This is a genomic window from Streptomyces sp. NPDC004752 (assembly GCF_053601275.1).
In genome coordinates this window covers 14,519-30,043 of record NZ_JBSGBN010000122.1, presented here as the reverse complement: position 1 = coordinate 30,043, position 15,525 = coordinate 14,519, and the positions used below count along the sequence as shown (strand labels likewise).

General features: G+C 70.8%; 13 protein-coding genes and 1 pseudogene. 8 read left to right on the top strand and 6 right to left on the bottom strand.

Annotated features, from left to right (window positions below; translation table 11 throughout):
* Positions 1-145: 145 nt before the first annotated feature.
* Positions 146-1,117, bottom strand: coding sequence for a helix-turn-helix domain-containing protein (locus ACWEKM_RS36085; RefSeq protein WP_451625496.1), 972 nt, complete (start codon positions 1,115-1,117; stop codon positions 146-148).
* A 304-nt stretch (positions 1,118-1,421) separates the two neighbouring features.
* Between ACWEKM_RS36085 and ACWEKM_RS36080 the strand changes: the two genes are divergently transcribed.
* Entirely contained in the window at positions 1,422-1,772 is a 351-nt protein-coding gene (locus ACWEKM_RS36080; RefSeq protein ID WP_451625495.1) for a hypothetical protein, read from the top strand.
* 635 nt (positions 1,773-2,407) lie between these two features.
* Positions 2,408-2,728: pseudogene (locus ACWEKM_RS36075) on the top strand (ATP-binding protein); the annotation flags it as partial.
* 332 nt (positions 2,729-3,060) lie between these two features.
* Here the strand turns inward: ACWEKM_RS36075 and ACWEKM_RS36070 are convergent.
* From ACWEKM_RS36070 to ACWEKM_RS36055, 4 genes are all read right to left on the bottom strand, one after another.
* The gene (locus ACWEKM_RS36070) at positions 3,061-3,585 is read right to left on the bottom strand and encodes a hypothetical protein (protein WP_451625494.1); all 525 of its coding nucleotides are present in this window, start codon (positions 3,583-3,585) and stop codon (positions 3,061-3,063) included.
* Between the two features lie 234 nt (positions 3,586-3,819).
* The gene (locus tag ACWEKM_RS36065) at positions 3,820-4,782 is read right to left on the bottom strand and encodes a MauE/DoxX family redox-associated membrane protein (RefSeq protein ID WP_451625493.1); all 963 of its coding nucleotides are present in this window, start codon (positions 4,780-4,782) and stop codon (positions 3,820-3,822) included.
* Positions 4,783-4,793: 11 nt separating this feature from the next.
* Positions 4,794-5,414, bottom strand: a complete 621-nt coding sequence (locus ACWEKM_RS36060; protein ID WP_451625492.1) for a cell wall protein — start codon at positions 5,412-5,414, stop codon at positions 4,794-4,796.
* Positions 5,415-5,572: 158 nt separating this feature from the next.
* Positions 5,573-5,995, bottom strand: a complete 423-nt coding sequence (locus ACWEKM_RS36055) for a hypothetical protein (protein WP_451625491.1) — start codon at positions 5,993-5,995, stop codon at positions 5,573-5,575.
* A gap of 725 nt (positions 5,996-6,720) precedes the next feature.
* Between ACWEKM_RS36055 and ACWEKM_RS36050 the strand changes: the two genes are divergently transcribed.
* Both ACWEKM_RS36050 and ACWEKM_RS36045 read left to right on the top strand, forming a co-directional pair.
* Positions 6,721-8,103 carry a nitrate/nitrite transporter gene (locus ACWEKM_RS36050; protein WP_451625490.1) on the top strand — a complete coding sequence of 461 codons (1,383 nt, stop codon included), beginning with the start codon at positions 6,721-6,723 and terminating at the stop codon, positions 8,101-8,103.
* Between the two features lie 204 nt (positions 8,104-8,307).
* The gene (locus ACWEKM_RS36045) at positions 8,308-9,459 is read left to right on the top strand and encodes a uroporphyrinogen-III synthase (RefSeq protein WP_451625489.1); all 1,152 of its coding nucleotides are present in this window, start codon (positions 8,308-8,310) and stop codon (positions 9,457-9,459) included.
* A gap of 119 nt (positions 9,460-9,578) precedes the next feature.
* Here ACWEKM_RS36045 and ACWEKM_RS36040 read toward each other — a convergent pair whose 3' ends face one another.
* On the bottom strand, positions 9,579-10,085 hold the full coding sequence (locus ACWEKM_RS36040) for an anthrone oxygenase family protein (RefSeq protein ID WP_451625488.1): 507 nt from the start codon (positions 10,083-10,085) through the stop codon (positions 9,579-9,581).
* A gap of 210 nt (positions 10,086-10,295) precedes the next feature.
* Here ACWEKM_RS36040 and ACWEKM_RS36035 point away from each other — a divergent pair, with 210 nt between their 5' ends.
* From ACWEKM_RS36035 to ACWEKM_RS36020, 4 genes are all read left to right on the top strand, one after another.
* Positions 10,296-10,883, top strand: a complete 588-nt coding sequence (locus ACWEKM_RS36035; RefSeq protein ID WP_451625487.1) for a CGNR zinc finger domain-containing protein — start codon at positions 10,296-10,298, stop codon at positions 10,881-10,883.
* 442 nt (positions 10,884-11,325) lie between these two features.
* Positions 11,326-11,847 (top strand): sigma-70 family RNA polymerase sigma factor, encoded by a 522-nt coding sequence (locus ACWEKM_RS36030; RefSeq protein WP_010039908.1) that lies wholly within the window; start codon positions 11,326-11,328, stop codon positions 11,845-11,847.
* On the top strand, positions 11,847-12,674 hold the full coding sequence (locus ACWEKM_RS36025) for an anti-sigma factor family protein (protein ID WP_451625486.1): 828 nt from the start codon (positions 11,847-11,849) through the stop codon (positions 12,672-12,674). Before ACWEKM_RS36030 ends, ACWEKM_RS36025 begins: the two co-directional genes overlap by 1 nt.
* A gap of 162 nt (positions 12,675-12,836) precedes the next feature.
* Positions 12,837-15,311 (top strand): HelD family protein, encoded by a 2,475-nt coding sequence (locus ACWEKM_RS36020; RefSeq protein WP_451625485.1) that lies wholly within the window; start codon positions 12,837-12,839, stop codon positions 15,309-15,311.
* Positions 15,312-15,525 lie beyond the last annotated feature (214 nt).

Genomic DNA, 15,525 nt, shown 5'->3' with positions numbered 1-15,525 from the left:
GCTGCGCGCGTACGGCCCCCTGTTCTCTCGCCCCTTGCCAGCTCCAGCCAAAAATCCCCTCCGGCCGGCGGCGCGCCCACCGCGCGCCGCTACCAGGAAAAAATCGGCACCGTCAAGGGGGCTTCCGTGTTTCCGCGTATTTTTCTCAACGAGCCGCCAGAGCGCGTTTCAAGGCGTCTCGATGCTCCCACGTCCAAGGGGCGTCCTGTAGCTCCGCAGGAAGCCCCTCCAGGCCCGCTGTGATGTGGTCTACCGCATCCGCATATCGGCCGAGCCCCAGGTTCGCGATTCCCATGTTCAGTCGATTGAATTCGGGTGTAAGCCAGTACGCCGTCTCGGGGGGCGGCAGTGCAGCGGCGATATCTGACAGCTGCTCCGCGCCCTCGACCATGCGAAGGGCGTCGTCGCGCTCCCCCAGCTCTGCCAGCCCAGCGGCAGCCTGCAACATGTCGCCGAGCCTTTGAGCGGGATGAGCCCCTGGTGTGAACGCCGCCGCCGAGTACCAACGGGCGACACCTTCCGGCCTGCCCTGCTGACGAGCGAGATAGCCCCTGAAGTTCAGTGCTTGCGCGGCAAGTGTGCCGTTCCCGATTTCGTCGGCCAACTCCACTGCTTCATTCAGGAGTTGTATCGATCCGGCGTCCTGTCGGTCCTGAGCCAGCATCCATCCGCCGAACTGGACGAACTCCGATGCGACGGCCGCGAGTCGGTCACGGTACGGGCCCCGGGCGCCCTTCAACAATCGCGTAACTTCCTTCATTTGCACCAGGGTTGCGGGGAGGACGGACTTCGGTCTGACCGTGTCGTCAAGCCTACGGTAGGCAGCCAGCACACCCGCGAGAGCTTCAACGGTCCCGGCGTCGAGCCGTGAGGGGTTCGCCGCGCTGCGGGACACACGCGAGTGGGCGTCAGGGGCCAGCACAGTGCTGGCCAGAGCCCCACCGGCCCCTACAAGATCATCGAGCGCCATGGCCAGCTTGGGCGACGGCCGCTGCTTCCCGTTGAGGACGCGGGACAGATAAGCGGGGTCGTAATTGATGGCACGAGCGGCAGCCTTCATGGAGTAGCCGTTGTCATGCAACGCACGGCGGGCAAGATCGGCGAAGTTGTCACGCATCGTGAACCTCTGTGGGGTTGATCGGATGCCTTCCAGAGTAGTCAACGCCGGTCAACTCCCGCGTGATCACTCAACGGTTCAGCCTGGTTCAAATGCAAGGACCCCCGCGACGCAGCGAACGTCCGGGGGCGTGGACACCAACCGATGAGGGGTTGACGACAATGCCCAAAGCTACAGTCCGAGTCCAGGAAAGTCGCCAGCAGGCAGGGGCAGAAACCGACGCACGACAGTGGGAATACACGACCTACGCCCCGTCCGGTGAAACATGTCCCTCGTGCCTGAAGCCGATCAAGAGCCTTGAGGCATGTCGCCGGGGCTTGCTTGCCCGCCGGGACGCCTCTCCCGCCGTGGCGTACTGGCACTCGGACTGCGCCCCGACGGCGACGGCACGATGACCGGGGCCCAGCAGCGCAAGAGCGGACGGATGCCCTTACCGAAGGGATGGACGTTCTTCTCCTCACAGCCGGACAGCATCAACAGGGCGTACTGGTACGTGGCCTCTCCGTACCCCGTGGACGCCCTCAAGGCGCAGAACGGCAGGACTGCCCAACCCCTGTGCCACACGGTCACTGCCCCCTCATGGTCCGCGCTGCAAGCGGAGGTGGCCGCCCAGGCGGAGCTGTACGAGCGGCTTATCGGCGAAACGGGCGGGTGATCCCATGCGTCAGTGCGCCGTTACGGCCGAAGTGCCGCCCGCCGAGCTGGTGTTGGCCATCCTCGCCGGACAGGGCCGGGTTTCGGAGAACGAACTTGTCGACGCCCCGTGGACGGTCCGGTGTGAACTCGCCCGCTGGCATGAAGGCGACCACGCCGACTACGTATGGGAGTGGCACGACAGATCGACACAAGGACTGTGGGCACGTTGGGCCACCGAGGGGCCTATGGGGTTCGAGACCCTGACGTGGTGCGAGATTCCCGGCGGACGGGACTGCGACGTGTGCAGCTCTACCGGGGTCACGCCCGCGACCATTCATGGAAGGTGTTCGACCCGAAGGTCGAGGCGCTTCGCCGAAGGGTTACCGCGGAGAACGCCGGACTGATCGCGTGGCTCACCAGGAAGCGGAACTGAGAGACCGCACTCGACAAGCAGCTGAGCAAGAAGCCCGCACTGTCTGACGTGCGGCAACCCATGGCAGCCGAACCGGGTCAGGGCTGTGCAAGACCACCGGCCACCCTCCGACGCCAACGCGGAGGGTGGCCGTTCACATGCCCGCCCGCAGACGGCCGCAGGGCACCCCGAGACCGGGGCACCCCGTTGACCAGCATCTTTAGAGCCTACTTTCGCAAGTAGCTTGCGAACTCGTCACCAACGCCTACCGGCACACGAAGGGGCCGGCCTCCCTGCGGTTGACCGCACTGGGCGGCGGGCGGCTGCGGGTGGGCGTGTGGGACACGAACCCCCACATTCCCGCTCCCTTCGGCACGCCACCCGGTGACCCCGTGCCGCCCGCCCCCGTGTACGCCGACGGCGGACGCGGGCTGCGCCTCGTTCATGAGTACGCCGACTCCTGGGGAGGCCGGCCCATCGGCGACGGCGGGCTGCTCGATCGGGGCGTGGGCAAGCTGCTGTGGTTCGAGGTGGGTGCCGGGCGGCAGTTCGCGCACGGGTAGCCGCGCGCGGATCGGATGCGTGCGGCAGGGGATTTTCCCGACGCCCCTCACCGTCGTGTGAGAGCAACGTTCCCTTCCAGTCACCCACAGCCACAGACCGGAAATGCGCCCTCCCCACCTTCGGGACTCATCACCCGGCAAGGACGAGCCCCGGAGCACCGTGGAAGCAGCCCCCTGGCACCATAGCCCCCTCACCCCCAAGTAGAGGCGGCCGCTGGATCGAGCTGGTCAGCTTCGGCGACCCGGGCGTACCGACGCACAGGGATGTGGCCCAATGACGACGTGGGAACACCGAGGGCCCGGTGGGGGTTGCCGGGCCCTCGGTGGGGTTATTAGCAGCCGCCGCAGTTGTAGTAGAGGACGTCCCAGTGGTTGCCCTCGTCGGCGTAGATGTTGCCGGCGCCGGACTGGTACTGGGGGGCGCCGTCGCCGCGGACGCCGATGTAGGCGAAGTTGCCCTTGATGTAGTTGGTGATGCAGGTGTTCTTGCCGAAGTCGAGTTTGTAGCCGTTCCAGTGCGAGTACGTGCCGCTGGCGTGGCCGGTCTCGGTGCCGCCGGTGATGTTCAGCCCGCAGCCGGAGGAGCCCTTGAAGGTCTGGGCGCCCTGCGCGGTGGAGAGGTTGAGCTGCTCGAAGGACGTACACGTCGAGTTGTTGCGGTCGGAGCAGCCGCCGGACGACGACCAGGTGATGCCGGACGAGCGGAACATCGAGGTGGCGGTCGCGTGGGAGATCTTGGTGACGGCGACAACCTGGGCACCGTCCTGGGCGGCGAGGGCATCGCCGGCGCCGGCGAGGACGGCGAGTCCGGGGGCGACGGTGAGGGCGAGGGCCGTGAGGGCGGATCTGATCTTCATGGGGGGACCTTCCTGCGGTCGGGCCGTGCTTCTTGTGAGGCGGCTGTGCAGGTGGTGCAGGGAGATGGTGCCTGAGATCTACGCGTGTCCGCCAGAGGGTGCAAGGGAGTCGATCACCGCGTCATGTCAGCGACATCGTCGCTTCAACGCCTCGACGGACGTGGGGTCTTGCGCCGAGTCCTGCGGACGAGCTGCCGCAGGCATACGGCACGTCGGGGACCCCGGCGGGCCCGGTCAGGTGACCATCGGCAGCGGGGTGCGCCGGGGGAGGGGTGCCAGGACCTCGGCCGGGAGGATTTCTTCCGCTTCCTCGTCGACCAGGGAGACGCGGATCGCCGGATGCGGCGTGGTGGTGATGTCCGCCGTGATGTCCAGGGCGAACAGCACGCTCACCGGACGGGGACCGTGGGCGTCCGCGTAGGTGCCGGCGTAGCGCAGCACCCGCCAGCCGTCGTCGTCCCAGTGGTCGAGCAGCGCCGAGCGGACCACGGGGCGCGCGGTCTCCCAGGCCATGGAGCGCTCCAGCAACTGCACGGTCGCGTCCACCGGTACGTGCTCGCCGCCCGCCGACGGCAGCGGATTGCCGAACACCCGGATCCTGGCCCGGCGCAGCGGCACCAGCCACAGGTGGTCCAGGTCGGAGGAGACGGCCAGCAGCAGTGCCGCCGCGGCCAGGAGCAGGACCACGGAGGCGACGGGGCGCCCGGAGAGCGTGGACCACCAGGCGGTGTCCGCGGTGGCCGCCGCCAGACCGCCGACCACCACGAGCCCGGCCCGGGTGAACGACCGTACGCCGATGGGACCTTCGGAGCGGGCGCTGCATCCGCAGGACGACTCCGGTGCGGTCGCCCTGGCGTACGCCAGGTAGCCGGTGAAGCCGAGGCCGAGCGCCGCCGTGGCGAGGCCGGGAACGGTCGCGGTGAGGCCGGGAACGGTCGCGGTGAGGCCGGGAACGGTCGTCGCGAGGCCGGGAACGCTCGCAGTGGGCAGGGCCAACAGCGCGGCGGCCAGGACGAGTTCGACCCCGCCCACGGTCCGCAGCGCAAGCGTGGCCCGCCGTCCGTCGTTGAGCACCCGTACCAGCACGGTGTTGGCGGCCAGCCGGGCGGTTCGGCGGCCGAACAGCTTGGCCGCGCCGGTCAGTGCCAGCAGCACTCCGCAGACCAGCGGCGCCAGGTCGGAGAGGAGCGGGATCATGGCGGCGCCCCTCAGTGCCCGAGTGCGACGCGGGCGATGTCGATCTGGTTGTCCGCGGGCCGCCAGGCGCCGAGCACCTGCGCGGTCTGGCCGATCCGCATCCGCGACAGGTCGGAGGTGAGCGCGCCGCCCTGGTAGGAGGCGGTCGTGGTCTCGGGTACGACCCGGCCGACCAGTTCGTGGTCGTTGTGGGCGAGGTGCACCCGGTCCTTGGCGATGCCGCGGATCGTGCAGTAGACGTTGACGATGTTGACCCAGACCGCGTCGGCCGCGATGGTGCCGTCGGGCATCGTCACCCCGCGGGCGTAGAGCCCGTCGCCGGTCTCGATGGCCTCCGCGGTGGTGGTGCGCAGCTTCCAGACGCTGGTGGCGTTGGTCAGCTGGATGAGGTGCCGTTCTCCGTGCGAGCCGGCGACGTCCAGCACGCTCCGGTTGATGGCGACGACGCGGCCCTCCGCGAACGCGGCGGAGACCGCCGGGTCGAGCGAGGGCATCGGCGCCGCGAAGGCCGCCTCCGCGTCGAGGCCGCCGAGCGCGGAGGCGCCGACGATGGTGGCGCCGCCGATGGCGGCCGTGGTCAGGAAGCGTCTGCGGTCCAGACGGCGCCCGCCGGGTGTCTGACTGTGGCTCATGTCGTCCTCTCCTGCTCTCCTGCTGCGACTTCTGCTGCGACTTCTGCGCTGACTTGGGCTTCGGTTCGTGCAAGCGGTCGTTCGTGCAAGCACTGTTCGTGCGGTGCTCCGTACGGTGGCCGACCCGTGCGGCTTCGGCCGTCCGGCGTCGGCCCGGGTCACTCGGAGATGTAGACGGGCACCATGCCGGAGCTGAGGCTGCCGATCGCGGAGAAGGCGGCCGGGGTCAGGTCGATCACTCTGTTGGAGCGGCAGTCGCCGTTGCAGCACGCCGTCTCGCCGCAGAAGCTCTTGGTGCGCGGGCCGCAGTCGGCGAGGGTGACGCACACCGTGGCGCCCGAGCACTGGTGGCGGACGTTCATGGTGGCGCCGCAGCCGCGCCGCGGCATGTTCTCGCCGCACAGGTCGGGCCGGGTGATGTCCCAGCAGGCCGAGGAGAGGTTGGGCCAGGCCGCCATGTTCTGAGCGGACTGGCATGTGCCGCAGGCGCCGGTGTTCTCGCTGCCGCACGAGCCCCAGGCGTTGCCGCAGCAGAACCAGGTCGCTTCGCCCGCCCAGAGCGAGGTCGATCCGCAAGCCATGTCTGTTCCCCTTCGTGTGGGCACAGGCCGCAAGGCGGCCCTATGCATGTCCTAGTGCAATGCATGTCCTGTGCATGACAAATGAGCGGGCCGCCGGAGGCCACCGGGAGCGCTGTGCTCCGTGGTCGCCGGGGCGGCTCGCCGGCCCGCGTGTTCGCGGTCGGCTGGAGTCCGTTGCGTGCGGTGCCGTGCGATCGGGTGCGATGCGCGCTGTGCCGTATGCGTCGGACGGCGGTGCAAGCGGAGCTTAAGAGCTCCGAACAGAATGGGCGCCCGGCGTGCGACGCCTGGCACACGCTGATCGGACTCTCATTCTGTTCGGAGCTCTAAGAGCTGCGAAGAGCACAGCCATGATGCCGAGTTCTACGCGTGTCCGGAAGTGGGCGTGCGCGGCGAATCCGCTCGGACCCGGTGGCGGCCCGTGGCGGCGCGGACCCACCGGGACCTCTCAGCCGGACTCCGCGCAGGGTGAGAGCAACGTTCCCGGGCGGTCACCCAGGGCCACAGACCGGAAACGCGCCCTTCCTACCTTCGGGAGTCAGCACCCGCCCACCATCGCTCGTCACCGTGCACCGCCACTCCCCGTGGCCGCCACTCCCTGTGGCCGTCGAGCCCCGTAGCAACCGGGCCCCGATGCAACCGAGTTCCGTAGCAACCCATAGCAACCGAGCTTCGTAGACAACCGAGCTTCGTAGCAACCGTCCCCGCAGCACCCTGGAGGCGTCATGACAGCCACTGGTACGGCCCCCGCCCCGAGCGGCGGGGGAGGTCGCTGGATCCAGGACTGGGATCCCGAGGACGAGACCTTCTGGCGGACGACCGGGCAGCGGACCGCCCGGCGCAACCTGTTCTTCTCCGTACTCTCTGAGCACATCGGGTTCTCGATCTGGACCCTGTGGTCCGTACTGGTGCTCTTCATGGGCCCGGAGTACGGGCTCACCCCGGCCGACAAGTTCCTGCTGACGTCCGTGGTCACGCTGGTCGGCGCGGTCGTCCGGGTGCCGTACACCTTCGCCGTCGCGATCTTCGGCGGGCGGAACTGGACGATCGTCTCCGCCGGGCTGCTGCTGGTCCCGACGGTCGCCGCGTTCGTCGTGATGGAGCCGGGCACGTCCTTCACCACCTTCCTGTGGGTCGGCCTGCTGGCCGGTATCGGCGGCGGGAACTTCGCCTCCTCCATGACCAACATCAACGCCTTCTTCCCGTTGCGACACAAGGGCTGGGCGCTCGGGCTCAACGCGGGCGGCGGCAACGTCGGCGTGCCGGTCATCCAGCTCGTCGCCCTCGCGATCATCGGGGCGGGCGGCGGTCCGCGGGTGCTGCTCGGGGTCTACATCCCGCTGATCGTCATCGCGGCCGTCCTCGCCGCCGTCTTCATGGACAACCTCGCCACCGTGAAGAACGACACCGGCGCCGCCCGGGACGCCGCGAAGGACGGGCACACCTGGATCATGGCTGTCCTGTACATCGGCACGTTCGGGTCGTTCATCGGCTACAGCTTCGCCTTCGGGCAGGTGCTCACCACCCAGTTCGGCCGTACGCCGCCGCAGGCCGCCCACCTCACCTTCATTGGACCGCTGCTCGGCTCGCTCGTGCGGCCCCTGGGCGGGCGGCTCGCCGACCGGTACGGCGGCGCGCGGATCACGCTCTGGACCTATCTGGCCATGGCGGCGGCCACCGCCGTGCTCCTCGTCGCCGGTCTCGGGGAATCGCTGACGCTGTTCGTCGTCGCGTTCGTCGTCCTGTTCTCGCTCACCGGGCTCGGCAACGGCTCGACGTACAAGATGATCCCCGGCGTCTTCCAGGCAAAGGCGCTGGCCGCGGGGCTGACGGGCGAGGAGGCCGCGCGGTACGGGCGGCGGCTGTCCGGGGCCTCGATGGGGCTCATCGGGGCGGTCGGCGCGCTCGGCGGGGTCGGCATCAACCTCGCCTTCCGGCAGTCATTCCTCAGCTCCGGCTCCGGCAACGGCGCGTTCGTCGCCTTCCTCGCCTTCTACGCCGTCTGCTCCGTGGTCACCTGGGCCGTATACCTTCGCCGGCCGGCCGCCGAGGCCGCCGCCGAGGCCACCACCGCGACGAAACGGCGGCTCGGTTACGCCGAGGTGTGACGTAACACCGGCGACATCGAGCCGAACCGAGCCCGTCATGCACCGTTGACAGGCTCGTTCGGTAGGCAGGTGCCGAATACAGTGCCGAATGCAGGTGCCGAATCAGTCGAATCGGAACCGATGTCTGATGTACGACTACTTGCTGTACGAAGACCTGCGATACGAAGACCTGCGATACGACGACCGGAGTGCGGGACGAGAGCCATGTACGAGGAACAGCAGCGACCGGAACGCGGACCCCTCGCGGGGTTCACCGTGGGCGTGACGGCCGCGCGCCGGGCCGACGAACTCGGGGCGCTGCTCCAGCGGCGCGGTGCCGTCGTCGTACACGGGCCCGCCCTGCGCATCGTGCCCCTGGCCGACGACGGCGAACTGCTCGCCGCGACCGAGGAGATCATCGACCGGGTGCCGGACGTCGTGGTGGCCACCACCGCCATCGGCTTCCGCGGGTGGGTGGAGGCGGCCGACGGCTGGGGGCTCGGCGAGCCGCTGCTCGGGCGGCTGCGCGGGGTCGAACTGCTGGCGCGCGGGCCCAAGGTGAAGGGCGCGATCCGGGCGGCGGGGCTGACGGAGGAGTGGTCGCCGGCCGGCGAGTCGATGGCCGAGGTCCTCGACCGGCTGCTGGCGGAGGGCGTGGACGGGCGACGGGTCGCCGTGCAGTTGCACGGGGAGCCACTGCCCGGGTTTGTGGAGGCGCTGCGAGCCGGGGGAGCGGAGGTGCTTCCGGTGCCGGTGTACCGGTGGATGCCGCCGGAGGACATCGGCCCGGTGGACCGGTTGCTGGACGCGGCCCTGGCACGCGGACTGGACGCGCTCACCTTCACCAGCGCGCCCGCCGCCGCGTCGCTGCTGTCCCGGGCGGAGGAGCGGGGCCTGCTGGGCGAGTTGCTCGACGCCCTCCAGCACGACGTGCTGCCCGCGTGCGTCGGGCCGGTGACCGCGCTGCCGTTGGAGGCGCGAGGGGTGGTCACGGTGCAGCCGGAGCGCTTTCGGCTCGGGCCGCTCGTGCAGGTGCTGTGCCGGGAACTGCCGGGCCGGGCGCGGGTGTTGCCGATCGCCGGGCACCGGGTGGAGATCCGCGGGCACGCGGTGCTGGTGGACGGGGAACTCAACGCGGTGCCGCCGGCCGGGATGTCGCTGCTGCGGGTGCTGTCGCGGCGGCCGGGGTGGGTGGTGCCCCGGGCCGAACTGCTGCGGGCGCTGCCCGGCGCCGGGCGGGACGAGCACGCGGTGGAGACGGCGATGGCCCGGCTCCGTACGGCCCTGGGCACACCCGAACTGATCCAGACGGTGGTCAAACGCGGCTACCGCCTGGCCCTGGACCCGGCGACGGACGCGAAGTACGCCGACGGCTGACGGCGCCTCGATGGAGCGGGCCGGATGAAGCGGACCGGATGACGCGGGCCGGATGACCGGATGAGCGGGCCGGATGAAGCGGGACGGGCGGGGCAGGGTGGTTACCCGGGTCGGGCGGGTCAGGCCGGCCTCCGGCGCGAGCGGCCGTACAGCAGGAGCGCACGCGTCAAGCAGGCCGTCGCCGCCGTCGACAGCAGCGCGCGGACGGCGTTCCACGCCACCCATGGGTCCTCGAAGTGGTCGCGCAGGGCGGCCGGGGTGCCGGTTGCCGCCAGGGCGTCGTTCAGAGGCACGTTGAAGGCGACGGTGATCAGGAAGGCGAGGGCGTAGGCCGCCAGGCCCGCGCGGGCCCAGCGGCCGGCCGCGGTGTGCCGCAGTTGCCACGCCGACACCGCCGGCAGCACGAGCGCCCCCAGGAAGCTCAGGAAGAACACCGGGTTCTGGATCACGTCGTTGATGTTCCGCATGACCTCCACGAAGACACGGTCCCCGCTGCGGCGCAGGGCCGGCATCACCGCGCACGCGAAGATGTAGAAGACGCCGGCGACCAGACCCGTGGCGACCGTGGCCGCGCCCAGGACCACCCCCGCGCCGGTCCGCGGCTCCGTGCTGATGCTCGCTGTCATGTCGCCAGTCAACGCACGCGGCCGACCCGCGACCATGGCCGAGACGCGCGCCCGCATACGCCCCCGTCCACCCCGTCCACTCCCGTTCACCCGGTGCGGCCCGGCCCGGCCCGAACCGTGGCTCGGGCGGTGCGAGGGGTTTCGGGCGCGGGAGCGGGCAGGCACTGTGGGAGAGGGAACGGTTCCCCTGCCCTAGGCGGTGATTGGCACATGGCACTGGGTACGGACCCCTACGAGCCGCGGTTCCACGCCGGACGGAGCTGCCTGGACCTCCTCGCGACCGCCCACCCGGAGGAACGGTTCCCTACGGTGGAGCCGCTGCGGGCCTGGATCCTCGGCTCCGGGCTCGTCCCGCCCGGCACCCCGCTGGCCCACGCCGACCCCTCCTGGCTGGCAGGCTTCCGTGAACTGCGCGGGTACATCGGCCAGTTGGTGCGGGACGGTGCCAAGGGGGACGGGCGGCCGTACGATCTCGCGCTCGCCCGGGTCAACACGGTCGCGCAGGCCGCGCCCCCGGTGCCGCGCGCGGTGCGTCGCGGTGACGGCGCCCTCGTACGGGAGCTGGCCGGTCCGCCCGAGTGCGCGGCGCTGCTCGCGGCCCTCGCGCGGGACGCCGTGGAACTGCTCACCGACCCCGTGGCGCGGGCGGCCGTCCGGGAGTGCGAGGGCGACAACTGCCCCATCGTGTACCTGGACACGTCCCGCGGGCGGCGCAGGCGCTGGTGTTCCAGCGAGGTCTGCGGGAACCGGGAACGGGTGGCCCGGCACCGTCGCCGGGCGGCGCTGGCTCGCACCTGACCGCACCGCACCGGACCGCATACCGCACGCCGCACTGGACCGGACCCCACCGGACCGCCGAACCCGGACCGCACCACACCGCCGCACCGCACCACACCATCCCACGTCCGATACGCGCCTTCTGCGCCTCAATCACGCCCGCCCGCAGCCGAGTTGGCGAAGTGATTTGCGTAACAGGGCGTTTGTCCGCGCTGCGGCGCGGGCACCGCCAACCCTCCTGCCGCCGTGTCGGAAATGTAAAGAAAACGCGGTGGGAATGTGCGCGCATGTCCCTCTCGTCAGGGCACTCCGAGGAAAACCGGCACCCCGCTTTGAACATGCCGCAGTCCGCATCCGTACCCGTGGACGAGCGACCGACTGGGGGAACCCCCGGACATCGGAGGTGGGCGTGCGCAAGGATTCCGTCGTGGCCAATGAACGTGGATCGAGGGCCCGACATCGCATGTCCCAGCCCTCGGAGCCCGACGAGGAGTTGATGCGTGCGCTGTATCGAGAGCACGCGGGACCTCTCCTTGCCTATGTCCTTCGGCTGGTCGCCGGTGACCGGCAGCGCGCCGAGGATGTGGTGCAGGAGACGCTCATCCGTGCCTGGAAGAACGCCGGTCAGCTCAATCGAGCGACCGGATCGGTACGCCCCTGGCTGGTGACGGTCGCGCGCCGCATCGTCATCGACGGCCACCGCAGCCGGCAGGCCCGGCCGCAGGAGGTCGATCCGTCGCCGCTGGAGGTCATCCCCGCGGAGGACGAGATCGACAAGGCGCTGTGGCTGATGACGCTGTCTGATGCGCTCGACGACCTGACCCCGGCCCACCGGGAGGTGCTCGTCGAGACGTACTTCAAGGGGCGTACCGTCAACGAGGCGGCCGAGACCCTGGGGATACCCAGCGGCACGGTCCGCTCGCGGGTGTTCTACGCCCTGCGGTCGATGAAGCTGGCACTGGAGGAGCGGGGGGTGACGGCGTGATGAGTGGGTACGGGGGACTCAACGGATTCAGCACGGGGGGTCCGGGTATGTCTGGCCCCATGAGCCCCAGGCCGGGAACCCCGGCGTCCAACGAGCACGAGACGGTCGGCGCCTACGCGCTCGGCATCCTCGACGACGCCGAGGCGACCGCTTTTGAGGCCCACCTCGCCGGGTGCGAATGGTGTGCGCAGCAGCTCGACGAACTCGCGGGGATGGAGCCCATGTTGGCCGCGCTAGCGGACCTGCAGGGGGCCGGCACGCCCGCGGTCGGGGAGTCGCTGTCCGCCAAGCCCAGCCCGCGGCTCGCGGAGAAGCTGGTCGACGAGGTCGCCGAGCGTCGCGCCCGCAAGCGGCGGCGGGGCTTCTATCTGGTCGCCGCCGCGGCCGCGCTGATCATCGGCGGTCCGCTGACCGTGATGGCGGCGACCGGCGGCTCGGACGGCGGCAATGGCACCCTGGCCGCGCCGGCCGCCCAGACCGCGTTCACCACCATGTCGGACAAGGTCACGGCGACGGACCCGAAGACGCATGTCACCGCGACCGTCGCGGTGGAGAAGAAGCTCTGGGGCACGGACACCGTCCTACAGCTGAAGAACGTCGCCGGACCGGAGAAGTGCTCGCTGATCGCCGTCGGCAAGAACGGCGAGCGCGAGACGGTGACCTCCTGGTCCGTGCCGAACTGGGGCTACGGCCTGCCGGACGCCAAGACCGAGGAGGCCAAGAACCCCCTCTACGTCCGTGGCGGGGCGTCCCTGCAACCGGGCGAGATCGACCACTTCGAGGTCATGACCTTCAGCGGCAAAAAACTCGTCCAGGTCGACGCCTGAGCCTGTCCGGCGTCGACGATCGAGCCCGTCCGGCGTCGATGCGTGAGCCTGTCCGGCTCGATGATTGAGTCCGTCCGGTGGGATCTGCCGGATGGGCCGTAGCTTCCATGGGCCCCCTTCGCGTACGGTTGACGGCTGCCCAGCACGTCAGAAGGGGGCCCGGTGGCCGCTCAGGCTCAGCAATCCGCCGTCGGCTCGGTCCAGGATTCCGAACGGGACCGAGAGATCAGCGTCGAACAGGAACACCTGGACCAGGTGTACCAGCGGCTTGAGGAGAAGATCCACGAGGCCGAGTTCCTCATGGACGACGCGGCCCGGCGCGGCCAGGTCGGCACGCCCGGCGCGCTCGCCGAGCGCGACGCGCAGGTCTTCCGGGCGGGCATCCACCTCAATCGGCTGAACAACGAGTTCGAGGACTTTCTGTTCGGCCGGATCGACCTGCTCCTCGGCAAGGACGGGAAGAAGGGCCCCGACGGCGCGTACACCGCCGTCGAGCCCGCCGAGGGCGCGGTGTGCGCCGACAACACCGCCCACATCGCCGAGACCCTGCACATCGGACGCATCGGCGTGCTGGACGAGGACTACGCGCCGCTGGTCATCGACTGGCGGGCACCCGCGGCGGCCCCGTTCTACCGCTCCACCCCCGTCGACCCGGGGCGGGTCGTGCGCCGTCGCGTCATCCGCTCCAAGGGACGCCGGGTGCTGGGCGTCGAGGACGACCTCATGCGCCCCGAGCTGACCGCCTTCCTGGACGGCCGACGGCTGTCGGTGATCGGCGACGGCGCCCTGATGGCCGCGCTGGGCCAGGCCCGCGGCCACACCATGCGGGACATCGTCTCCTCCATCCAGGCCGAGCAGGACCTGGTCATCCGTGCCCCCGCCGGTTCGGTGACCTATGTGGAGGGCGGGCCGGGCACGGGCAAGACGGCGGTCGCGCTGCACCGGGCCGCCTACCTCCTCTACCAGGACCGGCGCCGGTACGCGGGCGGCATCCTGATCGTCTCGCCGACCCCGCTGCTGGTGGCGTACACCGAGGGCGTGCTGCCCTCGCTCGGCGAGGAGGGCCAGGTCGCCATCCGGGCGATCGGTTCGCTCGTCGACGGCGCTGAGGCCACGCTGTACGACGCGCCGTCGGTGGCGCGGGCGAAGGGGTCGTACCGGATGCTGAAGGTGCTGCGGAAGGCGGCGCGCGGGGCGCTGGAGCTGCGGCCGGGCGATGACACGGGACCGTCCGCCGGACGCACCGAACACGCAGGACATGCCGGACACGCCGGACAGCTCATGCTCGGCGAGGACGACGATGACGACGGCGACGCCCGCCCGCAGGCGCCTGCGGGCCCGCCGGACCGGCTCCGTGTTGTCGCCTTCGGGCGGCGGCTGGAGCTGACGGCCCCCGAACTGGACCGGATCCGCCACACCGCGCTCGGCGGCACCGCCCCCGTGAACCTGCTGCGCCCGCGCGCCCGCAGACTGCTCCTGGACGCCCTGTACGAGCGGTCCGGCGCCGCCACCCGGCACGGCGACCCGGAGCTGGCCGCCGAGCTGCGCTCCTCGTTCGACGAGGACGTCACGAGCGAGGACGCCTTCATCGCCTTCCTGGAGGCGTGGTGGCCCGAGCTGACCCCGAAGGCCGTCCTCGACGCGATGGCCGACGAGCGTCGGCTCGGCCGCTGGGCCCGCCGCATCCTCACCCCGGGCGAGGTCCGCAAGGTGGCCCGCTCCCTGAAACGGGACGGGCACTCCGTGCACGACATCGCGATGCTCGACGAGCTTCAGGCGATCCTCGGCGCCCCGGCCCGCCCCCGCAAGAAGCGCGAACTGGACCCGCTGGACCACCTCACCGGCCTGGAGGAGCTGATGCCGGTGCGTGAGGAGTCGCAGCGCGAGCGGGCCGAGCGGCTCGCGCAGGAGCGCACCGAGTACGCGCATGTCATCGTCGACGAGGCGCAGGACCTCACGCCGATGCAGTGGCGGATGGTCGGCCGGCGCGGGCGGCACGCGAGCTGGACGGTCGTCGGCGACCCGGCGCAGTCCTCCTGGTCCGACCCGGACGAGGCGGCCGAGGCCCGCGACGAGGCCCTGGGCACCCGCGCGCCCGGCTCGCACCAGCGCCCCGGCGGGGACGGTGCGGCGGGCCGCTCCGCGCGCGGCCGGCGCTTCCGGCTCACCGTGAACTACCGCAACCCGGCCGAGATCGCCGACCTGGCGGCGAAGGTGCTGGCCCTCGCGATGCCGGGCTCCGAGTCCCCGGCCGCGGTGCGGTCCACCGGGGTCGCACCGCGCTTCACCGTCGTGCGGAACTCCCTGGAGCAGACCGTGCGCGCGGAGGCCGCTCGGCTGCTCGGCCTCGTCGACGGCACGGTCGGCGTCGTCGTCGCCATGAACCGGCGCGCGGAGGCCGCGCGCTGGCTGGCCGGGCTCGGCGACCGGGTGGTGGCGCTCGGCAGCCTGGAGGCCAAGGGCCTGGAGTACGACGCGACGGTCGTCGTCTCCCCGGCCGAGATCGCCGACGAGAGCCCGGCCGGCCTGCGGGTGCTGTACGTCGCGTTGACCCGCGCCACCCAGCAGCTGACGATCGTCTCCGGGGACCGGGACGAGCCGGACGCGGCCGGGGTGCCGGACCTCCTGCGGGACTGAACGCGCGGTGAACTCTCCGGAGGGGAATGGCCGTGCGGGATCCGTTTGTTAGCCTGGGTGTGACACCGGCTCGATCCAAGCCCCCGGGCCCAACCTTTGTCGCTACGAGCGACCACTTGCCGCGAGGCGAGCATGGCGGGTCGGTGTCATGAACGGTGGAGAGGCCCATGTCCCCTGGGACGTGGGCCTCTCTCCTTGCCGGACCGACCGCTCG

Bases quoted from the DNA above. Each gene is read 5' to 3' on its own strand.
- ACWEKM_RS36030 (WP_010039908.1), top strand. From the start codon at position 11,326: ATGTCCCAGCCCTCGGAGCCCGACGAGGAGTTGATGCGTGCGCTGTAT.
- ACWEKM_RS36025 (WP_451625486.1), top strand. From the start codon at position 11,847: ATGAGTGGGTACGGGGGACTCAACGGATTCAGCACGGGGGGTCCGGGT.
- ACWEKM_RS36080 (WP_451625495.1), top strand. From the start codon at position 1,422: ATGTCGCCGGGGCTTGCTTGCCCGCCGGGACGCCTCTCCCGCCGTGGC.
- ACWEKM_RS36040 (WP_451625488.1), bottom strand. From the start codon at position 10,085: ATGACAGCGAGCATCAGCACGGAGCCGCGGACCGGCGCGGGGGTGGTC.
- ACWEKM_RS36055 (WP_451625491.1), bottom strand. From the start codon at position 5,995: ATGGCTTGCGGATCGACCTCGCTCTGGGCGGGCGAAGCGACCTGGTTC.
- ACWEKM_RS36060 (WP_451625492.1), bottom strand. From the start codon at position 5,414: ATGAGCCACAGTCAGACACCCGGCGGGCGCCGTCTGGACCGCAGACGC.
- ACWEKM_RS36070 (WP_451625494.1), bottom strand. From the start codon at position 3,585: ATGAAGATCAGATCCGCCCTCACGGCCCTCGCCCTCACCGTCGCCCCC.
- ACWEKM_RS36045 (WP_451625489.1), top strand. From the start codon at position 8,308: ATGTACGAGGAACAGCAGCGACCGGAACGCGGACCCCTCGCGGGGTTC.
- ACWEKM_RS36050 (WP_451625490.1), top strand. From the start codon at position 6,721: ATGACAGCCACTGGTACGGCCCCCGCCCCGAGCGGCGGGGGAGGTCGC.
- ACWEKM_RS36065 (WP_451625493.1), bottom strand. From the start codon at position 4,782: ATGATCCCGCTCCTCTCCGACCTGGCGCCGCTGGTCTGCGGAGTGCTG.
- ACWEKM_RS36085 (WP_451625496.1), bottom strand. From the start codon at position 1,117: ATGCGTGACAACTTCGCCGATCTTGCCCGCCGTGCGTTGCATGACAAC.
- ACWEKM_RS36035 (WP_451625487.1), top strand. From the start codon at position 10,296: ATGGCACTGGGTACGGACCCCTACGAGCCGCGGTTCCACGCCGGACGG.